The organism is Catenulispora sp. EB89 (genome assembly GCF_041261445.1).
Classification (GTDB): Bacteria; Actinomycetota; Actinomycetes; order Streptomycetales; family Catenulisporaceae; genus Catenulispora.
Genome location: NZ_JBGCCU010000020.1, coordinates 148,671 through 170,953 on the forward strand (window position 1 = coordinate 148,671; position 22,283 = coordinate 170,953).

Genomic DNA, 22,283 nt, shown 5'->3' on the forward strand with positions numbered 1-22,283 from the left:
AGCGCGGTCAGATCAGCCCGAGGACACCGGCTCCACATCAGTCCACACCACTCCACGCCAATCCGCGATACCCTCTCAGTCGCTCCACCCTACGCAGAAGGTTGACTCCGTCGGGCTGAGAGGGACACCGCCCATGTCACGCACACGTTCAGGCCCCCTGAGGAGACGGGTACTCGTCTCCGTACTCACCACTCTCACACTCGCGACCGCGACGGTCCCGGCCGCCACGGCCGACTCGTCGCAGAACCCCGCGACGCCGTCCACCGCCACACCCGCCGCCTCGTCCGCCTCGTCCGCCTCGGCCACCACGGCCACCACGGCCACCACGGCCACCGCGGCGACGCTGACCCGGGCCTTCGCGGCCGGACGGCACGTCGGCGGCGACGCGATCGCCGGCATCCGCGCCGGCACCCTGCACACCGGCACCGCGGACGGCCAGTCCTGGGCCGTCGCCGCCTTCGACGCTGCCGACTCGGCCACGCCGGAGCAGGCCGTCGCCCTGCAGGACGCCAACACCGGCGTCTTCGTCCAGACCGGGAGCAGCTGGCGGCTGGTCAGCACCGGGCTGTACGGCTGCGCGACCGGCCTGCCGGCGGCGCTGAAGACCGCCTGGAACATCTCCGCGCCGGGCGTGTGCTCGGGCTCCGCGCCGGCCGAGAAGGCCGCGGCCGCCAAGGCGCGGGCGGCCAAGCCCGCCGCCGCCACGGACGCGACGCCGCTCGGCCAGAAGATCGCGGACATCGCGCTCAGCCAGGTCGGAGTCCAGACCGATCCCCCGGTGCCGAACTTCAACACCATCGACTGCGACCCGTACAGCACCCTGGTCGCGGGCTTCTCGTCCAACAGCGACGGCTGCGGCTACAACTCCACGTTCAACGTCCGGAACCAGAACGAGACCTGGTGCGCGGACTTCGCGAAGTGGGTGTGGCAGCAGGCCGGCGTCACCGCGGACATGAACACGCTCAACGCCGGCGCGGTCTCGTTCCACACCTGGGCCGTGCACCAGGGGCAGAACCCGCAGGCGGACACCGGCACGCCGGAGCCGGGCGACGCGGTGCTCTTCTACCGCCCCGGCCGCCTGCCCAACGGCTTCGCCGACCACGTCGGGCTGATCTCCGGCATCAACGCCGACGGCACGATCAACATGGTCAACGGCGACTTCTCCGGCGACGCGGCCGTGGACGTCCAGTACGACCAGAACATCAAGGACCTGGCGGCCTTCGCGGCGAGTGTGGAGAGCCCGGGCGAGCAGTGGGCCCTGGTGACCCCGCCGACCACCGCGCAGCAGCCGAACCCGGCCGGCGCCATGGACGCCGCGACCGTGGCCGTGGACGGCGCCACCGCGCAGTTCCACGCCTCCGGCTCGGTGCCCGGCGGCACGATCACCGGCTACTACTGGACCTTCGGCGACACCCGGATGACCAACGAGACCGGCGCGGACGTGACGCACGTCTTCAGCGAGCCGGGCACGTACACGGCCACCGTCACGATCACCTCCAGCTTCGGCACCACCACCACGGTGCGCAAGAACATCCAGGTGGTCGCGGCCTCGGCGGCCGTCGCGTCGGCACCGACCGACCAGATCTGGTACGACCCGCTGCCGGTGGTGCAGTACACGTTCACCCGGTCGGCCGGCGGCCTCGCGGTCGACTACTGGAACGGCGGGCAGTGGATCCAGTGGGCCGTCCCGGGAACCCCGGACGCCACCGGTGACATCACGGCCCTGACCTACCCGGACGCGGCGAACGCCTCCGTAAACACGGCGCACGCCTTCTACCGCACCGCGAACGGCTCGCTCGCCGAGACCTCGCAGACCGCCGGCGGCTGGCAGACTCAGGCGCTGCCCGGCACGGCGATCGCCGGCGGGGCGGTCAACGCCACGACGACGGCCGACGGCGGCACCGAGGTCTTCTTCGTCAACAACCACCGACAGCTGTCCGCGGACGTGCAGTCGGCCTCCGGCTGGAGCACCAAGGTGCTCGACCCGGCGCCGGTCGCGCAGCCCGGCTCGCTGGTTCTCGCCGACACCACGAACGGCCCGGTCATCCTCGGGATCGGCCCGGGCGGCCTGGTGACGTCGAGCACCGACATCGGCCCGACCTGGATCACGGTGCCGATGGCGGCCTTCGCGGCCAAGGGCAGCAGCCTGGCCGCGGCGACAACGGCGGCGGGTACGGCAGAGGTCTTCTACACGGCCCCTGACGGCACCCTCGGCGAGGCCACGCAGAACGGGTCCTGGTGGAAGCCGTCCACCCTGCCCGGCTCGCCCACCGCGGCCGGCGGCAAGGCGGCGACGACCTACCTGCTGCCCTCGGTGCTGCCGGCCAACGTCGGCGACTTCCCGCAGCCTCCCGGCACGCTGACCGAGACCAGCGTCAGCGCGCCGCTGGGCATGGAGGTCTTCTACCTGACGGCGTCCGGCGCACCGGCGGTCACGTACAACGACGGCACCGGCTGGCAGAGCAAGACCCTGCCGGGCACGGCCGACGGCATCGCGGGCGCGATGGCGTACCAGGTCGACGAGCAGCCCTCGAACCTGTACCTGACGAACGCGGGCACCCTCAGCGAGGAGACGGCTGGGGCGCGCAGCGGCGACCCGTCCGGCTCCTGGCACGCGGCGCCGGCGCTGCCGACGGCCCCGGCGAGCTGGGCGAACCAGATCGTCCTGTACGCGGCCGACGCCGCGGACGCGACGACCGCCCAGGCCTCCGCAGCCGCGGCCGGCCTGCCCGCCCAGCAGGTGACCACCTCGTTCGCGGTGGCGTGGGCGGACACGCTCGACGGCAACTACCTGGTGTACGCGGTGGGCACCCCGGCGGTGCGCGCGCTGTACAGCAACGTGTGCAACTGGGCGAACCCCTCGGACCTGCCGGGCCCGGGAACGCCGTTCTCCTACGGCGTCGATCCGGTGAACACCCTGGCCCAGGTCGGCCCCGGCAACTTCATCAACGCCGCGGGCGCCACGGCCGCCGACACCCAGGCGATCACCACCGACCTGGCGTACTACGCACTGCACGGCGCGCTGCCGCCGGGGGTGACGTCGGTTCCGGCGCAGGTCGGGGCTCCGTACGCGTGCATGGGGAGCCCGAGCTAGGCCCTGGTACGAGGATCGGTAGCTAACAGCAGGACCCTGTAACGCCCCGGGGCGGCCGCGAGAAGTTCGCGGTCGCCCCGACTCGTTGGCGAACCCGATCGCGGCTCGGGGGCTACCGCGCAGACTCCCGGCCGGGGAGAAACCGCACCGTCAGCAAAGCCCCGGCGAAAGCCACCCCCGCGCCGATCCAGGCAGCGGTCTGCGTCCCGTCCAGGAACGAGGCCCGAGCGGTCGCGGCGAAGTCGGCGCCGAGCGGGCCGCCGACACGGTCCGCGGCTTCGATCGCGCCGCTGATCGATTCGGTGGCGACCTTGCGGAGCTCAGCCGGGAGGGATCGGGCGGCCGTGGTCAGGCCGGCGGCAAAGCCGGCCGCGTAGACGCTGCCCATGATCGCGACACCGAGGGTGCCGCCGAGTTCGATCGAGGTCTCGTCGACCGCCGCGGCGGAGCCGGCCTGGTCCTCCGAGACCGAGCTCATGATCGACTCGCTGGCGGCGATGCCCGCGGCTACGAGGCCCAGGGTCAGCACGCCGAGGCCGGTCAGGACCAGCGGTTCGTTGTTGCGCCAGCCGACCGTGGAGAACACCAGCATGCCGAGGGTGGTCACGGCCAGGCCGCCGGCGACGACGTCGCGGGTGCCGAACCGGTGGACGAGCGGTTCGGCCGCCGCCGCGGACAGGCCCGCGGCCACCGCCATCGGGGTCAGCCGCAGCGCCGAGCCGACCGGGCTGTGGCCCTGGACCGTCTGCATGTACAGCGTCAGCAGGAAGGCGGTACCCATGAGCGCGAAGTACGCGATCGTCACCGCCATGCTCGCCGCCCAGAAGCGCGGGTTGTGGAACAGCGTCAGGTCGAGCATCGGGTACGCGGTCCGGCGCTCCCACCACAGGAACAGCACGAAGCCCGCCGCGCCGCCGGCGAGCGTCCCCAGCGTGCGCGCGCTGAGCCAGCCCGCGTGCGGAGCCTGGATCACCGCGTAGACCAGCGCGGTGGTCGAGGCCGCGCCCAGCACCATGCCCACCGGGTCCAGCGGACGCCGCCCGGCCGCGCGCGATTCCGGCACCACCAGCGCGACGGCCAGCAGCGAGCCCGCGACCAGCGGCACGTTCATCCAGAACAGCGCCGGCCAGCCCCAGGCCTCCACCAGCACCCCGCCGGCGATCGGCCCGAGCATCACCCCCGCGCTGACCACGCCGGTCCACACCGCCATCGCCTTGACCATCTCCTCGGGCGGGAAGACGCTCCGGACGATCGACAGCGTGGCAGGCATGATCATCGCCCCGGCCGCGCCGAGCACCGCGCGCACCGCGATGAGCTGCCACGGCGCGTGGCACAGGGCGCCGCCCGCCGAGGCCACGCCGTACAGGAGCAGCCCGGCCACCAGCAGCCGCCGACGGCCGAAGCGGTCGGCCAGCGAGCCCATGGTGATCATCAGGGCGGCGAGCGCCAGGACGTACGTCTCGGTGATCCACTGGAGCTGGCTGGTCGTCGCCCGCATCGCGACGCCGATGCTCGGCAGGCCGATGTTCAGGGCCAGCGTGCCGATGTTGACCGTGCACAGCGCGACGCTCAGAGCCATGAGAATGTGCCAGCGCCGCGGATGCATGCGACCAGTCTTGATCAAGGACGGCGACTACGCCAACCAGGTTGCCGCGCGCGACGGTGGCCGGGGCGGTCACGGGGTCGGTCGCCGCGCCGGTCGCGCACGGGTCGCCGCGCCGGTCGCCGCCCCGAACCGGTAGGTGCTATTTCAGACGCGCCCGACGCACCACGCCGGGCATCATGGGCTGATGTCCCACTCCGCCGCGGCCGATCTCCTCGCCGTGCTCGACCCCCTCGACTACCCGACCCGCGCGCGCCGCCTCGCCACCGAGGCCGCCCGGCTCAGCGCCGATCCCGCCGCGTTGGACGCCGTCCTCGACGCGTTCGCAGCCGGCGGCGCCTACGAACGCGAGCTCGGCCTGAAGACGGCCATGGCCGCGCACCGGTCGGACCGGGTGATCGCCGCGCTGCACGACCCGCTGCACCGCATCAGGGCCCTGGCCCTGTACGCGTGCGTCGCGCGCCCCGACGCCGAGGCCGACGCGGCGATCCTGGCCACCGTCGACGACGCCTCCCCGCACTGGCGCCGCACCCTGATCCGCCTGGTCGGCACCGCCAAGCGGACCGACCTGGCCGACCGGCTCGCCGAGTCCTCCCGCGACCGGCTCGGCGACACCGACACCGCCAAGCTGCTGCCGGTGTGCTCGGCGAAGGTCGCCGAGCGGCTGCCGACGTTGGCGCGTCGGTCGGGATGGCACGCCCATGCTTACGGTAGTTGATGCCGACAGGATGACGCCGAACGGTTCGTTGATCGACGAGATCGTCCGGGAGGGGGCGCGGCGGATGCTGGCCGCCGCATTGGAAGCCGAGGTGAACGCCTACCTGGCCGAGCTGGCCGAAGTCCGCGCTGAGCATGGCCGGCGACTGGTGGTGCGCGACGGCCACGACACCGAGCGCACCATGACCACCAGTGCCGGCGGGTGCGGGTCAAGGCCCCGCGGGTGAACGACCAGCGGGTTGATGAGGCCACCGGGGAGCGCACGCGGTTCGCCTCGGCGATATTGCCGCCCTGGGCCCGGAAGACCCCGAAGATGCCGAGGTGCTGCCGCTGCTGTATCTGCACGGCCTGTCCACCGGCGACTTCGCCCCGGCCCTGGAGCAGTTCCTCGGCTCGACCCCAGGCCTATCGGCGGCCACGGTCACCCGGCTCACGGCCCAGTGGACCGATGACCACTAGGTGTTCCAGACCCGCGATCTGTCGAAGACCGACTCGTCTACGTGTGGGCCGACAGCGTCCATCTGAAGGTCCGCCTGGACGAGGCGAAGGCCCGCGTGCTGGTTCTCATAAGTGTCCGCGCCGACGGCAGCAAAGAGCTGATAGCCATGGACTCCGGCTACCGGGAGTCCGGCGAGTCGTGGGCGAGCTTGCTGCGCGATGCCAAACGGCGCGGGATGCGCGCACCGATCCTCGCAGTCGGCGACGGCGCGCTCGGGTGCTGGAAGGCGTTGCGGCAGGTGTTTCCCGACACCCGCGAACAGAGGTGCTGGGTCCACAAGACCGCCAACGTTTTTGGACAGTCTTCCCAAGTCCGCGCAGCCGGCGGCGAAGGCAGCGATCGCCGACATCTACAACGCCGAAGACCAGGAACACGCCGCCACGGCGATCCGGGCCTTCGACAAGCAGTACTCGGCGAAGTTCCCAAGGCCGTGGCGAAGATCGTCGACAACGAGGACGTGCTGCTGGCGTTCTAAGACTTCCCGGCCGAGCACTGGGTTCACCTGCGCACCACGAACCCGATCGAGTCCGCCTTCTCCACCGTCAGGTTGCGGACGAAGGTCACCTGTGGCGCCGGATCCCGGGCCGCCGCATGATGGCGGAGTCCCTGTTCAGGCAAGTGGACCGATACCCTGCCGGAGTGGATCACCCCGCCCAGCAGTACTACAACCCGCATCTCACCGCTGCCGAGGAACGCACCCTGCTGCGGCGGAACTACCTGCTGCTCATGACCGGACAAGCCGCGCTGGGGCTGATCGGACCGGACATCCTCGGCATCGCCGTCGAGCCGCGACCGGACGCCGTCGGTCTCCACTTCGCCGTCGCCGACCGCACGCCCGAGGTGGAAGAAGACACCCAGCACATCACCGACGACCTCGAGGTGTTCCTCGGCGGCGGACCCGACCAGCGCTCGCGCATCCTCACCCAGATCCACGTCGGCCGACCCGACACGGCCTGGCCCGGACGCGCCCACGCCCTGCTCTACATCGCGAAACTGCCCGAAGCCGAGTGATGCCATGACAGACGACGACGGATACGGCCACCTCCTTCCGCTGGTCCAGGCCCTCGCGGCGGCTGGGAACCGGCTGCTACTGGACCCTCAGTCCACGGCAGCGTTCCGGCCGTCCCAAGGCGGCTACTACTGCTCGATGTCCGGCCCACTCCGCTTCGACGCAATCCGGGATCTTCCACGCCGCGCCGAGGTCCATCTCGACGAGACGAACGACAACATCTTCTGCCGACACTGCTGGACAGGCATCTACGGAGCGCGTTACCGGCCGAGCTTCATCCACAAGTCTTGACTATTACTCGATCCGGACGCCGGGCTGATCGCCGTGCATCTGGTGGACGCGGTCGGCACTGAACTGCGCTGGCCGACGGGGTGCCGGACGGCTGTCACGGCCCTGCGTCGGCACTCGGACCCGGCCGTGGTGGAGGCGGCGCTGGACGTGGATGCCGGCGCGGCTGCTGCGGTGTAGGGCGCCGAAGCGTAGGGCGCCGCGAAAAGCGGGCGATCAGGCCGGACCCGATCCGCCGACGATCGCGAACGCGTCGGTGATGGACGCGGCGGTGCGGGTCGGCCGCATCGCCGCCTCGCGTGGCGGATCGGGGTCCGGACCGTCCTGGGAGATCCAGATGGTCCGGAGTCCGGCGGCCGCGCCCCCGGCCACGTCCTTGTCGAGCCGGTCGCCGACCATCCAGCCGTGCGGTCCCAGGTCCACGCCGAGTTCGGCGGCCGCGAGCTCGAAGATGCGGCGGTCCGGCTTGCGGTGGCCGGCGGCCTCGGAGTCGACGACCACGTCGACGTGCTCCCGCAGGCCGACGCTGTCGACCTTGGCCTGCTGTACGAGGGTGGTGCCGTTGGTGACGATGCCGAGCAGCCAGCCGGCCGCGCGCAGCTCCGCCAGGCCGTGCCGTACCTGCGGTTCGAGGACGAACTTGCCCGGGTAGACGGCGGCGACGTGCGCCATGAGCTGGTCGTCCGGCGCCGTTATGCCGTAACGCTCGCGGGCATCGGCGACGAACGCCGGCCAGTTCGTAGCGGCGTCCACGAGCTCGAACACGTCGGAAGCCGCGTCTTCGCGGCCGACTACGTACTCTGCGGCGAAATCCGCGGACCAGGCGCGCAGGGCTGACCGAGCGTCCACGAGGGTGTCGTCGAGGTCGAAGAAAGCGAAGCGCATGCGGTGATCATACGGATGGCGATTCAGTGCAGAGACGTAGAGATGGCGAGCATCGCGTTGATGGCCGCGCGGACCTGCTCGGCAGCAGCCTCGGGCGTGGAGGCGTCGAGCTTGCCGTCAAGGTGCAGAAACGCGAGCCCGTGCACCAGTGCCCATACAGCCGTGGAGAGTGGACCGGGGTCTGCGGCGGGGAAGACGGTGTGGACGATGGCCTGCAAGTACTCCGACACGGCGGCCACCGCGGCGACCCGCTCCTCGCTGGTGGGGTCGCAGGGTTCTGCGAACATGGCGCGGAACAGGGCCGGGCGTTCCAGGGCGAAGCGGACGTAGGCGACGGCGAGTTCGACGAGGTCCTGCGGCGTCGCCGGCGCCGGGTTCGCCGCGAGCAGCTGTGCGCCGAGTTCGCGGTAGCCCTCGGCGGCGACGGCGGAGACGAGCTGCTCGCGCACGGCGAAGTGCCGGTAAGGGGCCGTCGCGGACACGCCGGCGCGGCGCGCCACCGCCCGCAGCGACAGGCTGGCGCTGCCGTCCTCCTCCAGCAGCTCCCGCGCGGCGCGCACGCAGGCGGCGCGCAGGTCGCCGTGGTGGTAGGGGACCTCGGCGCGTGACATGAGACACCTCTTCCATGTTTGCAGTGCTCACATTGATTGGCTAATGTAAGCACTGCAAACATCATACCCTTCGCCCCCCGATCGGAACAGTCGTGAAAGCAGTAGTGATCAAGGAATTCGGCGGCCCGGAGATGCTGGAATGGACCGAGGTCGACGACCCGGCGCCGGCCGCCGGCGAGGTCGTCATCGACGTCTCCGCCAGCGCCCTGAACCGCGCCGACGTGATGCAGCGCTACGGGCTGTACCCGCTGCCGCCGGGGACCTCGCCGTATCCGGGGCTGGAGGTGTCGGGCCGGATCGGCGCGGTCGGCGACGGCGTCACCGGCTGGGAGGTGGGCCAGGAGGTCTGCGCGCTGCTGACCGGCGGCGGTTACGCCCAGAAGGTCGCCGTTCCCGCCGGGCAGGTGCTGACCGTGCCGCGCGGCGTCAGCTTGACCGAGGCCGCGGCACTGCCGGAGGCGACCGCGACGGTGTGGTCCAACCTGGTGCTGACCGCCGGGTTGCAGGCCGGCGAGGCGCTGCTGGTCCACGGCGGCGGCGGGGGCATCGGGACGACGGCGGTCCAGATCGGCAAGGCGCTGGGGGCCCGGGTCGTCACCACGGTCGGCGGCCCCGAGAAGGCGGCACTGGCCCGGGAGCTGGGCGCCGACCAGGCGATCGACTACCGCACCGAGGACTTCGCCGAGCACGGACCCTACGACGTCATCCTCGACGTCATCGGCGGGGCGTACCTCGACCGCAACGTCCGCTCACTCGCCGCCGACGGACGGCTGATCGTCATCGGCCTCCAGGACGGCCTGGAGGCGTCGCTCAACCTCACCGAGCTGCTGTACAAGCGGCTGTCGGTGATCGGCACGACGCTGCGCAGCCGGTCCAAGGAGCAGAAGGCCGAGATCATCGCCGACGTGCAGAAGCACGTGTGGCCGATGATCGAGAACGGCGCCGTGAAGGTGGTCGTCGACCGGACGCTGCCGATGTCCGAGGCCGCGGAGGCACACCGGCTGATGGAGGCCGGCGGGCACACGGGGAAGATCATCCTGGTCAACGGCTGACGGTACCGTGGTCCGTCAGACGGCAGGCGAGGCGGGGAGGTGGCTGTGTCAGCTCGCGACGATGCGCTCCAACAGCTCCAGCGACGGCTTCAAGACGCCCGGTCAGCGCCTGCGCGGATCCTCGACGCGGAGGCGCTGCGGGCGGCACAGGCTCTGCAGACGGCGACGGGGCCCTATCCGGACGCCACTGCGACCATCGCACTCGGGCGGTATCGGTGGGCGTGCGCGAATGCCATCGGGGCCGGACGCGCGCCGGACGGTCGGAGCGCCGAAGGTGAGGTGGCCGAGGCGGTGCGGATGTTCTCGCGCATGCATGGGCTCGTGGCGGGAGTCGTGCCGCAGGAGTTGCGGGAGAGGGTCCTCGTGCACCTCCAGAGGGATCCCGTTCCGGCCGCTGACCCGCTCGGGCTTGCCGCGCGGGCCACGGCCCTGATCACCGAGTCCGAGCGCAGCGCCGATACGCAGCCACTTCTGGACGCGCTCGCGTTAGTGGAGGCGGCGCTAAAGGTGGTCCCGTCCGGGCATCCGGATCGCTATCTGCACGCGGGGCTCGGCTCCGACATCAACAAGGCACTCTATGCGCGCACGTATACGCTGACGTACCTCGATGAGGCGATCCGGTACGTGCGCGAAGTACTCAGAGAGATTCCGCTTACGCACGTCTCCTATGCGGTCTATCTCACCGTGCTCGGTTCGCTGCTGCGATCGCGCTTTCAGGCCACGAACGACATGAGCGCTCTGGAGGAGTCCCTAAAGACGTGCCGGGAGGCGGTAGCTATAACTCCGCGCGATGATGCCGGGCGCGCAGAGCGGATCAACATCCTGGCCAGGGTTCTGAAGTTCATGTACATATCCACCGACGAGCAGTCGTATATGGACGAGAGACTGACACTCCTTAAAGAGTCTGTCTCCGTGTCGCCGCCGGGCCACCCGAACAGGGCAACGAGTGTCGCCGCTCTGGGTGACGCCCTGGCTGAGATGGCGGAAGCGACCGGTGATGTGGATCGGTTGGATGAGGCTCTTGAGTATCTGCGCGAGGCCGTCGATACAGACGTGCAGAGCCGGAGAGGAGGCGTTCGAGCCGATTCCCCGTACCTCTATCGGCTCGGCACGTTTCTCCGTGTGCGGTACGACCTGACCCGCGACTTCCACGCGCTTGAGGAGTCCATCGAGACCCTTCGTATAGCGATTGCCGCGAAGCGGCCCGACCAGGGCGCTCCCCACGTCGAGCTCGATGAGCTCGCGGCGTCGTTGCACGCCCTCTACGAACGCACCGAAGAGCTCAGCGTTCTGGAGGAGTCGGTACGCATCAGCCGACAGGTGTTGGCGATGACGCCGCCGGGGCTGCTCAATCGCCCGCGCTACCTCAGCACTCTCGCGCGCCGGCTCAGGCAGCTCTATCTGTGCACCAAGGACGTGCGCGTATTGGACGAAGCGATCGAGACCGCCCAGGAGGCGGTCGACACCGGGACCGAGCCGATCGCGTACGGACACCGGCTGGCGATCCTCGGCAGCCTGTACCGCGTGCGTTACCTGCACAGCAGAGATGAGAGTGAGCTCGTTAAGGCGGTCTCCATACTGCGGGAAAGCGTGGCGGCCATCCCGGCGGACCATCCCGTGCGCCAGGAGTGCATCGGCGAGCTCGGGCTGACGCTTCAAGGGCTCTCCATGGCCCGGTCCGATAGCGAACTTCTCAGGGAGGCTCGGGGCTACAGCCAGGAGATTGCCGACTCCACCATGGTGCCGCTGGATATGCGCGTACAGAGCTACATGCATCTGGCCTCCATCTCCGAACGTCTTGAAGACGGAGAGGCCGCTCTTGCGGCCATCGAGCGGGCCGTGGAGTTGGCGGAGGTTCTGACCCTGGACGGGGTCACGGAAGCCGACCGTGCGCATCGTCTGGGAGAGCTCGTGGATCTGCCCGGGCAGGCGGCGAGCGCCGCGCTGTCGGCGGGGCAGCCGTCGCGGGCTGTGGAGTTGCTGGAACGCACGCGTGGTGTGCTCGCGGCCGACACGCTGAACCAGCGCAGCGGTGAGTTGGAGCGGCTGCGGACGGCGGCGCCGGGGTGGGCGGCGGATTTGGCTCGGGTGCGTACGCAGTTGAGTTCGCCGAAGCTTGCGCGGGCGGCGTATCGAGAGCTTGGAGCACTACTCGATCGAATCAGAGGGGTTCCGGGGTTCGAGGGCTTTCAGCGTCCGCCGCGGATCGAGCAGCTTTCGCGGCTCGCGAGGAGTGGGCCGGTCGTGATGATCAGCGCTGGGTTGTTCCGCTCTGACGCGCTGGTCCTGACCGGCGATGGCAACGGCGACGGTCCTGGCCGCAGCGCCCCTGTGGAGCTGGTTCGGCTCCCGGATCTCGATCGCGTGGAGGCGGCCAGGCAGGCGGAGCGGCTTGCCGGGGCCGGCCGTGCGGCGCTGCGGCGCGATCTGTCCCCCGAGAAGCATCGACAGGTTCGGGACGAGGTGGTCGACGTCCTGGAGTGGTTGTGGGAGGTCGCGGCGGCGCCTGTGCTGGATCACCTCGGCTTCACCGGTACGCCGCCGGAGGGACAGGAGTGGCCGCGGCTGTGGTGGTGCCCGGCGCATGTGCTGTCCTTCCTGCCGTTCCACGCCGCCGGCCGGTACCGGTCGGCTTCCGGTGGCGATCGCGAGCAGGGGTCGGCGCCGTCGTCGCCGTCGCCATCACCGTCGCCCGCGCTGTCCGTCCTGGACCGCGTCGTGTCGTCGTACACGACGACGATCGGCGCGCTCGCCCAGCGGGAGCGGCCCCGGCGCAGCATTCCGGCGACGCTGATCGTCCCGGTGCCCGACACGCCCGGCGCGCGGCTGCCCGGCGTCGTCACCGAGACGCAGGCACTGCTGCGGATGGTCCCGGACGCCAGGCCGCTGCTGCGGCCGTCGCGGGCCGGCGTGCTCGACGCGCTGCCCGGCTACCAGATCGCGCACTTCGCGTGCCACGGCCACGCGGACCGGACCGATCCGGCGCGCAGCCACCTCATCCTGACCGACCACGACGTCGCGCCGCTGACCCTGGACGACGTCAGCCACCTGAATCTGACCGCTGATCTGGCCTACCTGTCGGCCTGCGACACCGGGATCGCGCCGGTGCGGCTGTCCGACCAGTTCCTGCACTTCACCGGGGCGTTCCAGCTCGCCGGCTACCGGCACGTGATCGGCACGCTGTGGTCGGTCGACGACCAGGTCGCCGCCGACCTGGCGACCGCCTTCTACGATCGCCTGACCAGCGGCGGAACGCTTCCGCCACGGACCGATACGAGTGCCCGCGCGCTGCACGACGCGATCCGTGCCCTTCGCGCCCGGTACCCGGACGACCCGGCGTTGTGGGCGGCGCACACGCACACCGGGGCCTAGTGGTCAGCCGCCCGACCGCCTAGCCGGCCTTGGGCATAAAAGGATCCAACAACGCCTCGACCTCCGACAGGAAGTGAGTGTCGCCCATCGGTCCCATGGTTCGGGTCGGCTCCAGGTGGGAACCCACGGTCACGTCCACGCCGAAGCACACGATCGCGGCGTCGGCGGTGTCCGGAGCGTTCTTCGAGTCCCGGAAGTCCAGTTCGTAGGCCGGCCCCATCGAGGATGTGCACGGAACCGCGATGTTCTGGTCGGGTGCCACCGGCAGAGCGCTGATCATCGCGGCCAGCCGGGCGATGACCTTCTTGTCCGTGACGTCGTAGGTCAGCGAATAGGGACCGGCGGTACGTGTGCTCTGAACGGGCACGTTGTAGTTCTGGACGACCCTCAGGTACGCGGTCGCCGGCACGGGGGCGGGACCGCTGGTTCCTTTGCTGCCGGCACTGCTCGTACTGCTCGTACTGCCTGTGCTGCTCGTATTGCCGGCACTGCCGGTCGGCGACGCAGCGGCTGCGGAACACCCTGCAACGGTCAGGGCGACTCCGAATGCGACTATCCATTGGGTTGAACCTCGGCGCATCATGCCACCTTGGACGCGCGCTGTGCGCCGCGCGTTCCCTTGGTTCCTTGTAGGGAAAACAGGTAGGGCCCGGCGGCTGCCGCCGCCGGGCCCCGTCTCAGTTGCCTGTCACGTGCCTCCGCCGGGCGGTGGCACGCTCGTCGCCCCGGGAAACGGCGTGCCGAGCGGGATGTCGGTGTACGGCGGCGCCCCATGAGGCGGGGCGGTCGGCTGGCTGGTAGGCGGCGGACCCGTGGTATCGCCGCTGAAGGAGGTGGCGACCAGTGCGCCGCTGCTGTCGTAGACGTCGATCCGGAAGGTGTTCCACGACGTCGTCCCCGACGGTCGCAGCACATAGAGGCCGCACCAGCCGTGGCTCCCGTTCACCTTGACCACGGTGGCCGGATAGACCTTGCCGTCGACGGTCATGGCGGCCGCCACGATGTCCTTGTCGCCGACGTACATGCCGGTGACGAGCCGATCGGAGATGCCGCCGCCGACGAAGTCGGAGCCCCAGGTGTTGGAGCCGCCGTACTGCATCGTCAGGCCGCCCTCGTAGGTCCACCAGGACATCGAGCTGGTGCCGTAGCTGAGGTAGAAGCCCTTGGCGAGGGTGACGGGGCCGGGATCGACGTGTTGGACGATCGAGGAGACCGGCAGCCTGGTCGTGGTCGGCGACGACGGGGATGTCGGGGTGGTGGGGGTCGTGGGGGCGGTCGGGGTGGTCGGCTCGGGCGACGACGACGTGCCGCCCGACGTCTTCCCCAGGGCCTTCGTCGGCGTCGTGGCGGTCGGGTGGACGCCCGGGGCGGCCCCCGAGCTCGAGCCCGAGCCGACGTCGTGGGCCGGGGCCGGCGAGGACGGCGCGAACCGCGCCACGGCGCCCGCGACGGCCAGCACCCCGACCGCGCTCAGGGCGCCGGCGCCGATCCGCGTGCGCCTCTTCTGCCGCCGCCCCTCGGCGGCGGACCGGGCGACCAGGTCGCCGAGCGGCGGGCGCGTCGCCTCCAGTTCCGCGGTGATGCGCTCGCGCATCGAGTCTTCCGGAATCATCGTTCCTCGCTCCGTGAAGTGGTTTCAGGCCGTCAGACCAGGAGGAAGTCGAGCTCGGCCAACGCGCTGTCGTCCCGCAGGACCTCGCGCAGTTCGGCCAGCGCCCGCTGGGTCAGCGTCTTGACCGCGCTGCCGGAAAGCCCCATCGCCGCGGCCGTGGCCTCGACGCTCTGGTCCTCCCAGAAACGCAGCACCAACACCGCCCGGCGGTTGATCGGCAGCCGCGCCAACGCCGCCAGCAGCGTCACCCGAAGCGCGGGATCGCCGCCCACCGGCGCGGCACCCTCCGGCACGTCGGCCATGGGCCGCTCCGTCGAGCGCTTCGGCCGCCGCGAGTCCAGGAACGTGCGCAGCATGACCTGGCGCGCGTAGGCGTCGATACTCTCGCTGCGCTCGACCCGTTTCCAGGCCCGGTACAGCTTCACGAACGTGGCCTGCGTCAGGTCCTGCGCGGCGTGCCAGTCTCCGCACAGCAGGTATGCCGTGTCACGGAGGCGCTGGGCACGAGCGACGGCATAGGCGGTGAACTCCGTGTCGACGCTCAAGCCTGTCCTCCCCGTGGTCGTCCGGTGGGGATGCCCGCCGCGGACCGGCATCCCCTCTCGGTGTAGTAGACGACGGTTCGGGGGTGGGAGGTCTCGGCGGGGATTTATCAGGCATAGCGGGTGGCGCGCCGTCACATTCCAAGATCATTGGCGCGTATCCGTCAGGATTCTCCGTTGACTTACTTCCGATCATGTCACCGAGCTAGGATTCAACATGATTCAACACATCGTTCCGAGCAAACACGCCCGGAACGATGGCGGCATTCTGGCGCGGGGACTTGGAGGACAGATGTCAGCGAACTCTCCATCGGATCGACAGGACGCGGGCGGTTCGGTGAGCAGGCGGGTGGTACTCACCGGCGGGGCCGTCGTCGGCGCGGCGGTAGTGGGGGCATTGGGGATCACGGGAGCCGGGACGGCGGCAGCAGCGACCACCGCTGCGGCAAAGAACACCGCTACAGCAACGGACACAGACCAGGCACGGGTCCGGTTCGACCGGTGGACCACGCATGCTGACTTCCAGTGCGGGACGTCCGACGGCGTGCTGCAGCTGCCCGGGCCGCGGTTGGGCGTCGTCATCGCGGAGGCAGTGGGGACCACGTCGTATACCGACCCTTATTTGAACACCACCACGGAGTACGAGTACGCGACCTGGACCTCCCCGTTGCGTCGGCTGGACTTCGGCGCCACGCAGCTGACCGCGCACTGGAACGCGGACACGCCGAAGGGCACGTTCCTGAAGGTGGAGCTCCTGGCCACGATGGAGGACGGCCACGTCGACACCTGGGTGATGGGGATCTGGGCATTCGACGACAGCGAGCTCAACCGCACCTCCGTCAACGGCCAGAGCAACACCTACGGCGAGGTCGACACCGACACCTGGAGCAGCGAAACCGGGCACTCGATGAGCGCCTACCAGCTGCGCCTGACCCTGTTGCGCCACCCCGGTTCGCCGGTGACGCCGCGGGTCTGGCAGATCGGCGCGGCCGCGTCCGACGTCCCCACGCGGACCACGGTGCCGGCCAGCACGCCTGGACCGGCGACCGGGGTCACGTTGCCGGTCAAGCCGTACGCGCAGTACGTGCACGACGGGCAGTACCCGGTGTACGGCGGCGGCGGTGAGGCGTGGTGCAGCCCGACGTCGACGGAGATGGTGGTCGAGTACTGGGGCAAGAAGCCCACGGCCGATCAGCTGTCCTGGATCGATCCGAGCTATGCCGACCCGGCGGTGGACCAGGCGGCTCGGTACAGCTACGACTACGGGTATCAGGGCACTGGGAACTGGCCGTTCACCTGTGCGTACGCGGCGTCGTACGGCTTGGACGCGATGGTCGTGCGGCTGAACTCGATGACCGAGCTGGAAGTGCTGATCGCGGCCGGGTTCCCGATCGTGACCGCGCAGTCGTTCACCTTGGCGGAGAACGGCCGCTACGCGAGCAACGGGCACCTGTGGCTCGTCATCGGCTTCACCGACACCGGCGACGTGATCGTGAACGACCCGGCCGCCCAGACCGACGCCGGGGTGTACACGGTGTATCCGCGCCGGACGTTCGAGAACGTGTGGCTGCGGACCAACTTCACGAAGGCCGACGGGAAGCCCGGGTACAGCTCCGGCGGCGTCGCGTACCTGATCAAGCCGCACGACAAGGGGCTGCCGGACGTCGTCGATCCGCGCAACCCCAGCTGGCCTTCCGATAGCTGGGGCTGAGAGCTGATCCCCTGGGGATGAGCGCTGATCGAGGCCTCCCGCGCCGGCCGCGCGGGAGGCCTCAGTCGTCGGCACTGCCGACGTGACCATCGCCACCTCCGCCCCGCCGACCGCTGCGAACAGCCCCCCGAACCCCTGGCCCAGTAGGCTTGAGACGTGCACTGCCTTTTGGATGACCACCTGCGGCCCAACCGCAAAGCGGTGCGACGACGGCTCGAGGGGGCGACCATGCTGACCAGAGAAGACCTCAACCCGGACACCACGCGGGATGCCGGCCCTGGCGGCTCGAACGACAGGTTCGCACAAGGCGAAAGGCCAGGTCGATGATCGAATTCAGTGGCGATGTGCCCGGCCTGGTGGATCCGGTGGCGATCTGCGCGTTCGAGGGGTGGAACGACGCCGGGGAGGCGGCTTCCAACGCGGTGAAGCACCTGGCCGAGGCCTATGCCGGGGGCGGGCGGGTGTTCGCGGCGTTGGACGGGGAGGACTACTACGACTACCAGGTGCATCGGCCGATAGTGGCTTCGGTGGAGGATCGGCGGCAGGTGGTCTGGCCGACGACGCGGTTCTCCGTCGTGCGGGCGCCGGCGCGGCTGCTGCCCGGGGACGCTCATGAGGAGCCGCGGGATCTGGTGCTGGTGCACGGTGTGGAGCCGAACATGCGCTGGCGGTCGTTCTGCGAGGAGATCCTGGGGCTGGCGCGGGATCTGGGGGTGGGGCAGGTCATCACGCTGGGCGCGTACCTGGCCGACGTGCCGCACACCCGGGCCACGCCGGTGACCGGGACCAGCTCGGACGAGGCGTACCAGGCGTTGTTCGACGTGGAGCCGCCGACGTACGAGGGCCCGGTGGGGATCACCGGGGTGTTCCAGGAGGCGTGCCACTTCGCGGGCATCCCGCTGATGTCGTTCTGGGCCGCGGTGCCGCACTACGTGGCGCATCCGCCGGTGCCGAAGGCGACGTTGGCGCTGCTGCGGCGGCTGGAAGACGTGCTCGACCTGTCGGTGCCGACCAAGCGGCTGGCCGAGGAGGCGCAGTCATGGGAGGCCGGCGTGGACGAGCTGGCGGAGAACGACGCCGAGGTCGGGGAGTACGTGCGGACGTTGGAGGAGCAGCGGGACAACGAGGACGCCGCCGATCTGCCGGAAGCCAGCGGCGAGGCGATCGCGCGGGAGTTCGAGCGGTATCTGCGACGGCAGGAGCGGCGGCGGGGGTCGTCGGAGGAGGGGTAGGGCCTGTTCGGCGGCCAGCGGGAAACCGAGCTGGGGCCGCCGGGCTGCTGGGCTGAAAGACCGCTGGACTGATGGACTGCTGGACTGAAGGCCGTGCGCGCTGCGGCCGGCTCGCGAGGGATCCGGAACGTTCGGAACGTTCGAATCATCCGGATCGTTCGGATCGCGAGCCGGCCGCGGCACGCTTTCGTCTGAGGTACCTCAGAATCCTGCGATGAGGCGCAGCGCCTCGTCGACGGAGGCCGCCGGGTCCGGGACGGGGTAAAGCGTGCCGCGGATGGTGCGCGACGCGTCGACGATGAGCGTCGCGCGCTTGAGGCGGTCGGCGCCGGCGGCCCGGAACGTGGGCAGGCGGAGGGCGGCGGCGAGATCGAGCGCCTGGTCGGACAGCAGCGGGAACGGCAGGTTCTCCGCTTCGGCGAACCGGGCCAGTTGCTCGGGACGCTGCGTGCAGACCCCGATGACGGCGGCGTCGGCCGCGACGAAGTCCGGCAGGCGGTCGCGGAAGGTGCGGGCTTCGAGCGTGCAGCCGGGGCCGCCGGGGACGTCGGACCAGCCGGGAGCCAGGCCGGGCTCGACGGACGGCGAGCCGGGGAAGGTGTACAGGACCGTCCACTTGGCGCCGGCGGACACCGGATCGGTCGGCGTGCCGTCGCCGGCCGGGAGTGTCAGCGCCGGAATACCGGCGCCGACCAGCGCCCGGACCCGGCGCGCCTCGGCGGAGGCGGGTTCGGAGGTGCCGGTGAGTGTCCCGTCGCCCATCACGTGTTGCGCACCCCAGTTCTGCAGCGCGATCAGCACCGGGAGCAGCCCGCGCCCGGCGTCGGTGAGGTGGTACTCGAAGCGCGGCGGGCGATCAGAGTACTGACGCCGCTCCAGGACGCCGCGCTCGACGAGCATCGCCAGCCGCTCGGTGAGCACCTTGCGGCTGACGCCGAGCTCGTCGGCGAGGTCGGAGAAGCGGGTGACGCCGCCGGCGACATCGCGCACGACGAGGAGCGTCCACCAGTCGCCGACGACGTCGAGCGCCTGCGCGATGGAGCAGTCGGTGTCCGCGATGCGGGTGTACTTCACGGGGCCAGTATAGTCGATTCACAATGGGAACTCAGTCAGTTCACAATGGGAACCAACTCTGGGGAGGGGCACACGTGAGCGCCGACGCGCAGACGGACAGCGAGAACAGCACACGGTCTGCCATCACACAGCCGGCCAGCGCACAGCCAGATGGCACGGCCCCGCCGCCGGACAGGGCACACGCAGGCGACACGGCCGCAGCACCGCAGGCCAGCGCGCCACCGGATCACGCGAGCGCCGCACCGCAGGCCAACACCCCACCGGATCGCGCAAGCGCCGCACCGCCGCGCAGCACCCCACCGGATCACGCGAGCGCCGCACCGCAGGTCAGCGCCCCACCGGATCACGCGAGCGCCGCACCGCCGCCCAGCGCGCCACCGGACGCCACCCGCTCCTGGTTCTGGCGCTACTTCGCGGGCTCGACGGTCAGCCGCGTCGGCACCGCCGTGACCACCGTCGCGCTGCCGCTGACGGCGTTGGCGGCGGCGCACGCGACCAGCTTCGAGGTCGGCGCCGTCGCCGCGGCGGGATACGCGGCGTGGGCTGTCGTGGGGTTGCCTGCGGGGGTGCTCGTCGGGCGGCTGCCGTTGCGGGGGACGCAGGTGGCGATGGATCTGGTGCGGGCGCTCGCTTTGGCTTCGGTGCCGTTGGCGTGGTGGTTCGGTTCGGTGACGGTGACGCAGTTGGTGGTGGTCGCGCTGGTCGTGGGGGTGGCGTCGGTGATCTTCGACGTCGGGAACGCCACGATGCTGCCGTTCCTCGTGGACAAGGAGGAGCTCACTGCGCGCAACAGCCTCACCTCGGGGGCCGAGGCGGTGACGACGCTCGCCGGGCCGTCGTTGGGCGGGGCTTTGGTGCAGGCGGTCGGGGCGGCGGTCGCCATCGTCGTGGACGTCGTCAGTTACCTGATATCAGCGCTCTTGCTGTGGAACGTGCCGCGGCCGCCGAAGGTCGTCGCCGATCCGGGTGCGGTCCGGGTGACTGTGCGCGCCTCGATTCGGGAGGGTTGGCACTTCCTCATCCGCGAGCCCGTTCAGCGGGCGAATCTGTGGATCGCGACGTCCATGAACTTCATCTGCGGCGCGTTGATGGCGCTCACGCCGCTGTTCCTGGTGCGCACGCTCGGGTTGGGTGCCGCGTGGGTCGGGGCGATGATGGCGGCGGAGGGGTTGGGGAGTCTGCTCGGGGCCTCGCTGACGCCGCGGCTGACGCGGCGGATCGGGACCGGGCGGGCGCTGCTCCTCGCGTCATTGGCGCTGCCGTTCGGCTACGCGTTGATGCCGTTGGCCGGACACGGCTGGGCCGCGGGGGTGTTCGCGCTCGGGAACGCCGCGTTCGCCGGGACGGTCGTCGTGGCCAGCATCGTCACGCGCACCTACCGGCAGATCGCGACGCCGACCGCGTTGCTGCCGCGGGTGATGGCGACGGTGCGCTTCGTCTCCTGGGGCGTGATCCCGGTCGGCGCGCTGGCCGCCGGGACCGTCGCGTCCTGGTACGGGCCGCGCGCGGCGTTGTGGTGGACCGCCGCCGCGACTCTCGCCGTGCCGGCGGTGGTGCTGACCAGTCCGATCCGCGCGCGGCGAGACATCGCTGAGGGGTGAGGGGAGCCCGAAGGCAAACTGCTTAGAGCGCTACGCCGAGCAGCGCGTCGGTGATCCGGCTGATCTGGCCCGGCGCTGCCATGTTCCGCTCGGCCGAAGCCGAAGCGGAAGCCGACGTGGAAGCCGAAGCCGACGTGGAATCCGCAGCGTCCGCGGCCTCCTGCCGGGCCACCCACCCGTCGATCACCGCCAGCACCCCCGGCGTGTCGAGGTCGTCGGCGATCCGCTCGCGCACCGCGGCGAGCACGTCGTCGGCCGGCACGCCGTCCGGCCGCGACACCGCCGCGCGCCAGCGCGCCAGGCGCACCTCGGCGGCGGCCAGGTCGGCGTCGGTCCACTCCCAGTCGGTGCGGTAGTGGTGCGCCAGCAGTGCCAGGCGGATCGCCATCGGGTCGACGCCGGCGTGCCGGAGCTTGGAGACCAGGACCAGGTTGCCCTTGGACTTCGACATCTTCTCGCCGTCCAGGCCGACCATGCCGGAATGCACGTAGGTGTGCGCGTAGGGCCGCTCGCCGGTGACCACCTGCGCCTCCGAGGCGCCCATCTCGTGGTGCGGGAAGGCCAGGTCGCTGCCGCCGCCCTGCAGGTCGATGCCCATGCCCAGGTGCTCCAGGGCGATCGCGGCGCACTCGATGTGCCAGCCGGGGCGGCCCGGCTTCAGGCCGGCGGCGCGCGCCGCCTCGCCGGGCTCCCAGGACGGCTCGCCCTCGCGTTCGGCCTGCCAGAGCAGACAGTCCAGGGCGTTCTTCTTGCCGGGACGGCCCGGGTCGCCGCCGCGCTCGCCGAAGGTGGTGAGCATCTCGGGGGTGTCCAGGTGGGCCACGGAACCGAAGGCGGGGTCGGCGTGGACCGAGAAGTAGATGTCGCCGTCGACGTCGTAGGCGGCGCCGCGCTCCAGCAGCTTCACGACCAGGTCCACGACCAGCGGGATGGACTCCACCGCGCCGACGTAGTGCTGCGGCGGCAGGATGCGCAGCGCGGTCATGTCCTCGCGGAACAGGGCGGTCTCGGACTCGGCCAGGCGGACCCAGTCCTGGCCGGTGGCCAGGGCGCGCTCCAGCAGCGGGTCGTCGACGTCGGTGACGTTCTGCACGTAGGACACCGGGTGCCCGGCGTCCAGCCACGCCCGCTGGATCAGGTCGAAGGCCAGGTAGGTGTTGGCGTGTCCCATGTGGGTCGCGTCATAGGGCGTGATGCCGCACACGTAGATGCGGGCCGCCTCGCCGGGGGCCGCCGCCGGCGTGGGCACCAGGCCCTGCGCGGCGGTGTCGTGGAGCCGGACGGCAGAGCCGTGACCGGGCAGGTCAGGAACCTCGGGGGCGGGCCATGCGTGCATGCGGATGATCCTATCGGGATCGGCGCGGACGGTGCCGGGTGCGGG

At 70.8% G+C, this 22,283-nt stretch carries 20 protein-coding genes and 1 pseudogene; 13 read left to right on the top strand and 8 right to left on the bottom strand.

Annotation, left to right across the window (positions count from 1 at the left end; translation table 11 throughout):
* The first annotated feature begins 133 nt into the window (after nucleotides 1-133).
* On the top strand, nucleotides 134-3,094 hold the full coding sequence (locus ABH920_RS34310) for a PKD domain-containing protein (RefSeq protein ID WP_370353404.1): 2,961 nt from the start codon (nucleotides 134-136) through the stop codon (nucleotides 3,092-3,094).
* A gap of 112 nt (nucleotides 3,095-3,206) precedes the next feature.
* Here ABH920_RS34310 and ABH920_RS34315 read toward each other — a convergent pair whose 3' ends face one another.
* On the bottom strand, nucleotides 3,207-4,700 hold the full coding sequence (locus ABH920_RS34315; protein WP_370353405.1) for an MFS transporter: 1,494 nt from the start codon (nucleotides 4,698-4,700) through the stop codon (nucleotides 3,207-3,209).
* Nucleotides 4,701-4,884: 184 nt separating this feature from the next.
* Here ABH920_RS34315 and ABH920_RS34320 point away from each other — a divergent pair, with 184 nt between their 5' ends.
* The 7 genes and pseudogenes from ABH920_RS34320 to ABH920_RS34350 all read left to right on the top strand — a co-directional run bounded on the left by ABH920_RS34320 (nucleotide 4,885) and on the right by ABH920_RS34350 (nucleotide 7,390).
* Nucleotides 4,885-5,415: a hypothetical protein gene (locus ABH920_RS34320; protein WP_370353406.1), complete on the top strand. Its 531-nt coding sequence runs from the start codon at nucleotides 4,885-4,887 to the stop codon at nucleotides 5,413-5,415.
* A complete protein-coding gene (locus tag ABH920_RS34325) occupies nucleotides 5,399-5,641 on the top strand; it encodes a hypothetical protein (protein ID WP_370353407.1) in 243 nt (80 codons plus the stop codon). The genes ABH920_RS34320 and ABH920_RS34325 overlap by 17 nt, the downstream gene beginning before the upstream one ends.
* A 94-nt stretch (nucleotides 5,642-5,735) precedes the next feature.
* Nucleotides 5,736-5,873 carry a hypothetical protein gene (locus ABH920_RS34330; protein ID WP_370353408.1) on the top strand — a complete coding sequence of 46 codons (138 nt, stop codon included), beginning with the start codon at nucleotides 5,736-5,738 and terminating at the stop codon, nucleotides 5,871-5,873.
* A 26-nt stretch (nucleotides 5,874-5,899) separates the two neighbouring features.
* A pseudogene (locus tag ABH920_RS34335) lies at nucleotides 5,900-6,388 on the top strand (transposase); the annotation flags it as partial.
* 164 nt (nucleotides 6,389-6,552) lie between these two features.
* On the top strand, nucleotides 6,553-6,924 hold the full coding sequence (locus ABH920_RS34340) for a hypothetical protein (RefSeq protein WP_370353409.1): 372 nt from the start codon (nucleotides 6,553-6,555) through the stop codon (nucleotides 6,922-6,924).
* 4 nt (nucleotides 6,925-6,928) lie between these two features.
* Entirely contained in the window at nucleotides 6,929-7,213 is a 285-nt protein-coding gene (locus ABH920_RS34345; protein ID WP_370353410.1) for a hypothetical protein, read from the top strand.
* Nucleotides 7,214-7,246: 33 nt separating this feature from the next.
* The gene (locus tag ABH920_RS34350) at nucleotides 7,247-7,390 is read left to right on the top strand and encodes a hypothetical protein (protein ID WP_370353411.1); all 144 of its coding nucleotides are present in this window, start codon (nucleotides 7,247-7,249) and stop codon (nucleotides 7,388-7,390) included.
* 36 nt (nucleotides 7,391-7,426) lie between these two features.
* Here ABH920_RS34350 and ABH920_RS34355 read toward each other — a convergent pair whose 3' ends face one another.
* Complete coding sequence (locus tag ABH920_RS34355) at nucleotides 7,427-8,095, bottom strand: HAD family hydrolase (RefSeq protein ID WP_370353412.1); 669 nt, start codon at nucleotides 8,093-8,095, stop codon at nucleotides 7,427-7,429.
* A 23-nt stretch (nucleotides 8,096-8,118) separates the two neighbouring features.
* The gene (locus ABH920_RS34360; RefSeq protein ID WP_370353413.1) at nucleotides 8,119-8,706 is read right to left on the bottom strand and encodes a TetR/AcrR family transcriptional regulator; all 588 of its coding nucleotides are present in this window, start codon (nucleotides 8,704-8,706) and stop codon (nucleotides 8,119-8,121) included.
* A gap of 92 nt (nucleotides 8,707-8,798) precedes the next feature.
* On the opposite strand from ABH920_RS34360, the gene ABH920_RS34365 reads away from it, so the two are divergent.
* Both ABH920_RS34365 and ABH920_RS34370 read left to right on the top strand, forming a co-directional pair.
* The gene (locus ABH920_RS34365) at nucleotides 8,799-9,758 is read left to right on the top strand and encodes an NAD(P)H-quinone oxidoreductase (RefSeq protein ID WP_370353414.1); all 960 of its coding nucleotides are present in this window, start codon (nucleotides 8,799-8,801) and stop codon (nucleotides 9,756-9,758) included.
* Nucleotides 9,759-9,803: 45 nt separating this feature from the next.
* On the top strand, nucleotides 9,804-13,130 hold the full coding sequence (locus ABH920_RS34370; RefSeq protein WP_370353415.1) for a CHAT domain-containing protein: 3,327 nt from the start codon (nucleotides 9,804-9,806) through the stop codon (nucleotides 13,128-13,130).
* A gap of 19 nt (nucleotides 13,131-13,149) precedes the next feature.
* Here ABH920_RS34370 and ABH920_RS34375 read toward each other — a convergent pair whose 3' ends face one another.
* The 3 genes from ABH920_RS34375 to ABH920_RS34385 all read right to left on the bottom strand — a co-directional run bounded on the left by ABH920_RS34375 (nucleotide 13,150) and on the right by ABH920_RS34385 (nucleotide 15,287).
* Nucleotides 13,150-13,539 (bottom strand): hypothetical protein, encoded by a 390-nt coding sequence (locus tag ABH920_RS34375; RefSeq protein WP_370353416.1) that lies wholly within the window; start codon nucleotides 13,537-13,539, stop codon nucleotides 13,150-13,152.
* Nucleotides 13,540-13,818: 279 nt separating this feature from the next.
* On the bottom strand, nucleotides 13,819-14,742 hold the full coding sequence (locus ABH920_RS34380) for a hypothetical protein (protein ID WP_370353417.1): 924 nt from the start codon (nucleotides 14,740-14,742) through the stop codon (nucleotides 13,819-13,821).
* 32 nt (nucleotides 14,743-14,774) lie between these two features.
* Nucleotides 14,775-15,287, bottom strand: a complete 513-nt coding sequence (locus ABH920_RS34385; protein ID WP_370353418.1) for a SigE family RNA polymerase sigma factor — start codon at nucleotides 15,285-15,287, stop codon at nucleotides 14,775-14,777.
* Nucleotides 15,288-15,621: 334 nt separating this feature from the next.
* Here ABH920_RS34385 and ABH920_RS34390 point away from each other — a divergent pair, with 334 nt between their 5' ends.
* Both ABH920_RS34390 and ABH920_RS34395 read left to right on the top strand, forming a co-directional pair.
* On the top strand, nucleotides 15,622-16,995 hold the full coding sequence (locus ABH920_RS34390; protein WP_370353419.1) for a C39 family peptidase: 1,374 nt from the start codon (nucleotides 15,622-15,624) through the stop codon (nucleotides 16,993-16,995).
* Between the two features lie 323 nt (nucleotides 16,996-17,318).
* Nucleotides 17,319-18,227: a PAC2 family protein gene (locus tag ABH920_RS34395; RefSeq protein WP_370353420.1), complete on the top strand. Its 909-nt coding sequence runs from the start codon at nucleotides 17,319-17,321 to the stop codon at nucleotides 18,225-18,227.
* Between the two features lie 201 nt (nucleotides 18,228-18,428).
* On the opposite strand, the gene ABH920_RS34400 is transcribed toward ABH920_RS34395, so the two are convergent.
* Entirely contained in the window at nucleotides 18,429-19,301 is an 873-nt protein-coding gene (locus ABH920_RS34400) for a winged helix-turn-helix transcriptional regulator (RefSeq protein WP_370353421.1), read from the bottom strand.
* 23 nt (nucleotides 19,302-19,324) lie between these two features.
* Here ABH920_RS34400 and ABH920_RS34405 point away from each other — a divergent pair, with 23 nt between their 5' ends.
* On the top strand, nucleotides 19,325-20,902 hold the full coding sequence (locus tag ABH920_RS34405) for an MFS transporter (RefSeq protein WP_370353422.1): 1,578 nt from the start codon (nucleotides 19,325-19,327) through the stop codon (nucleotides 20,900-20,902).
* Between the two features lie 22 nt (nucleotides 20,903-20,924).
* Here the strand turns inward: ABH920_RS34405 and mshC are convergent, their stop codons facing one another.
* A complete protein-coding gene (gene mshC, locus ABH920_RS34410) occupies nucleotides 20,925-22,238 on the bottom strand; it encodes a cysteine--1-D-myo-inosityl 2-amino-2-deoxy-alpha-D-glucopyranoside ligase (RefSeq protein WP_370353423.1) in 1,314 nt (437 codons plus the stop codon).
* Nucleotides 22,239-22,283: the final 45 nt, after the last annotated feature.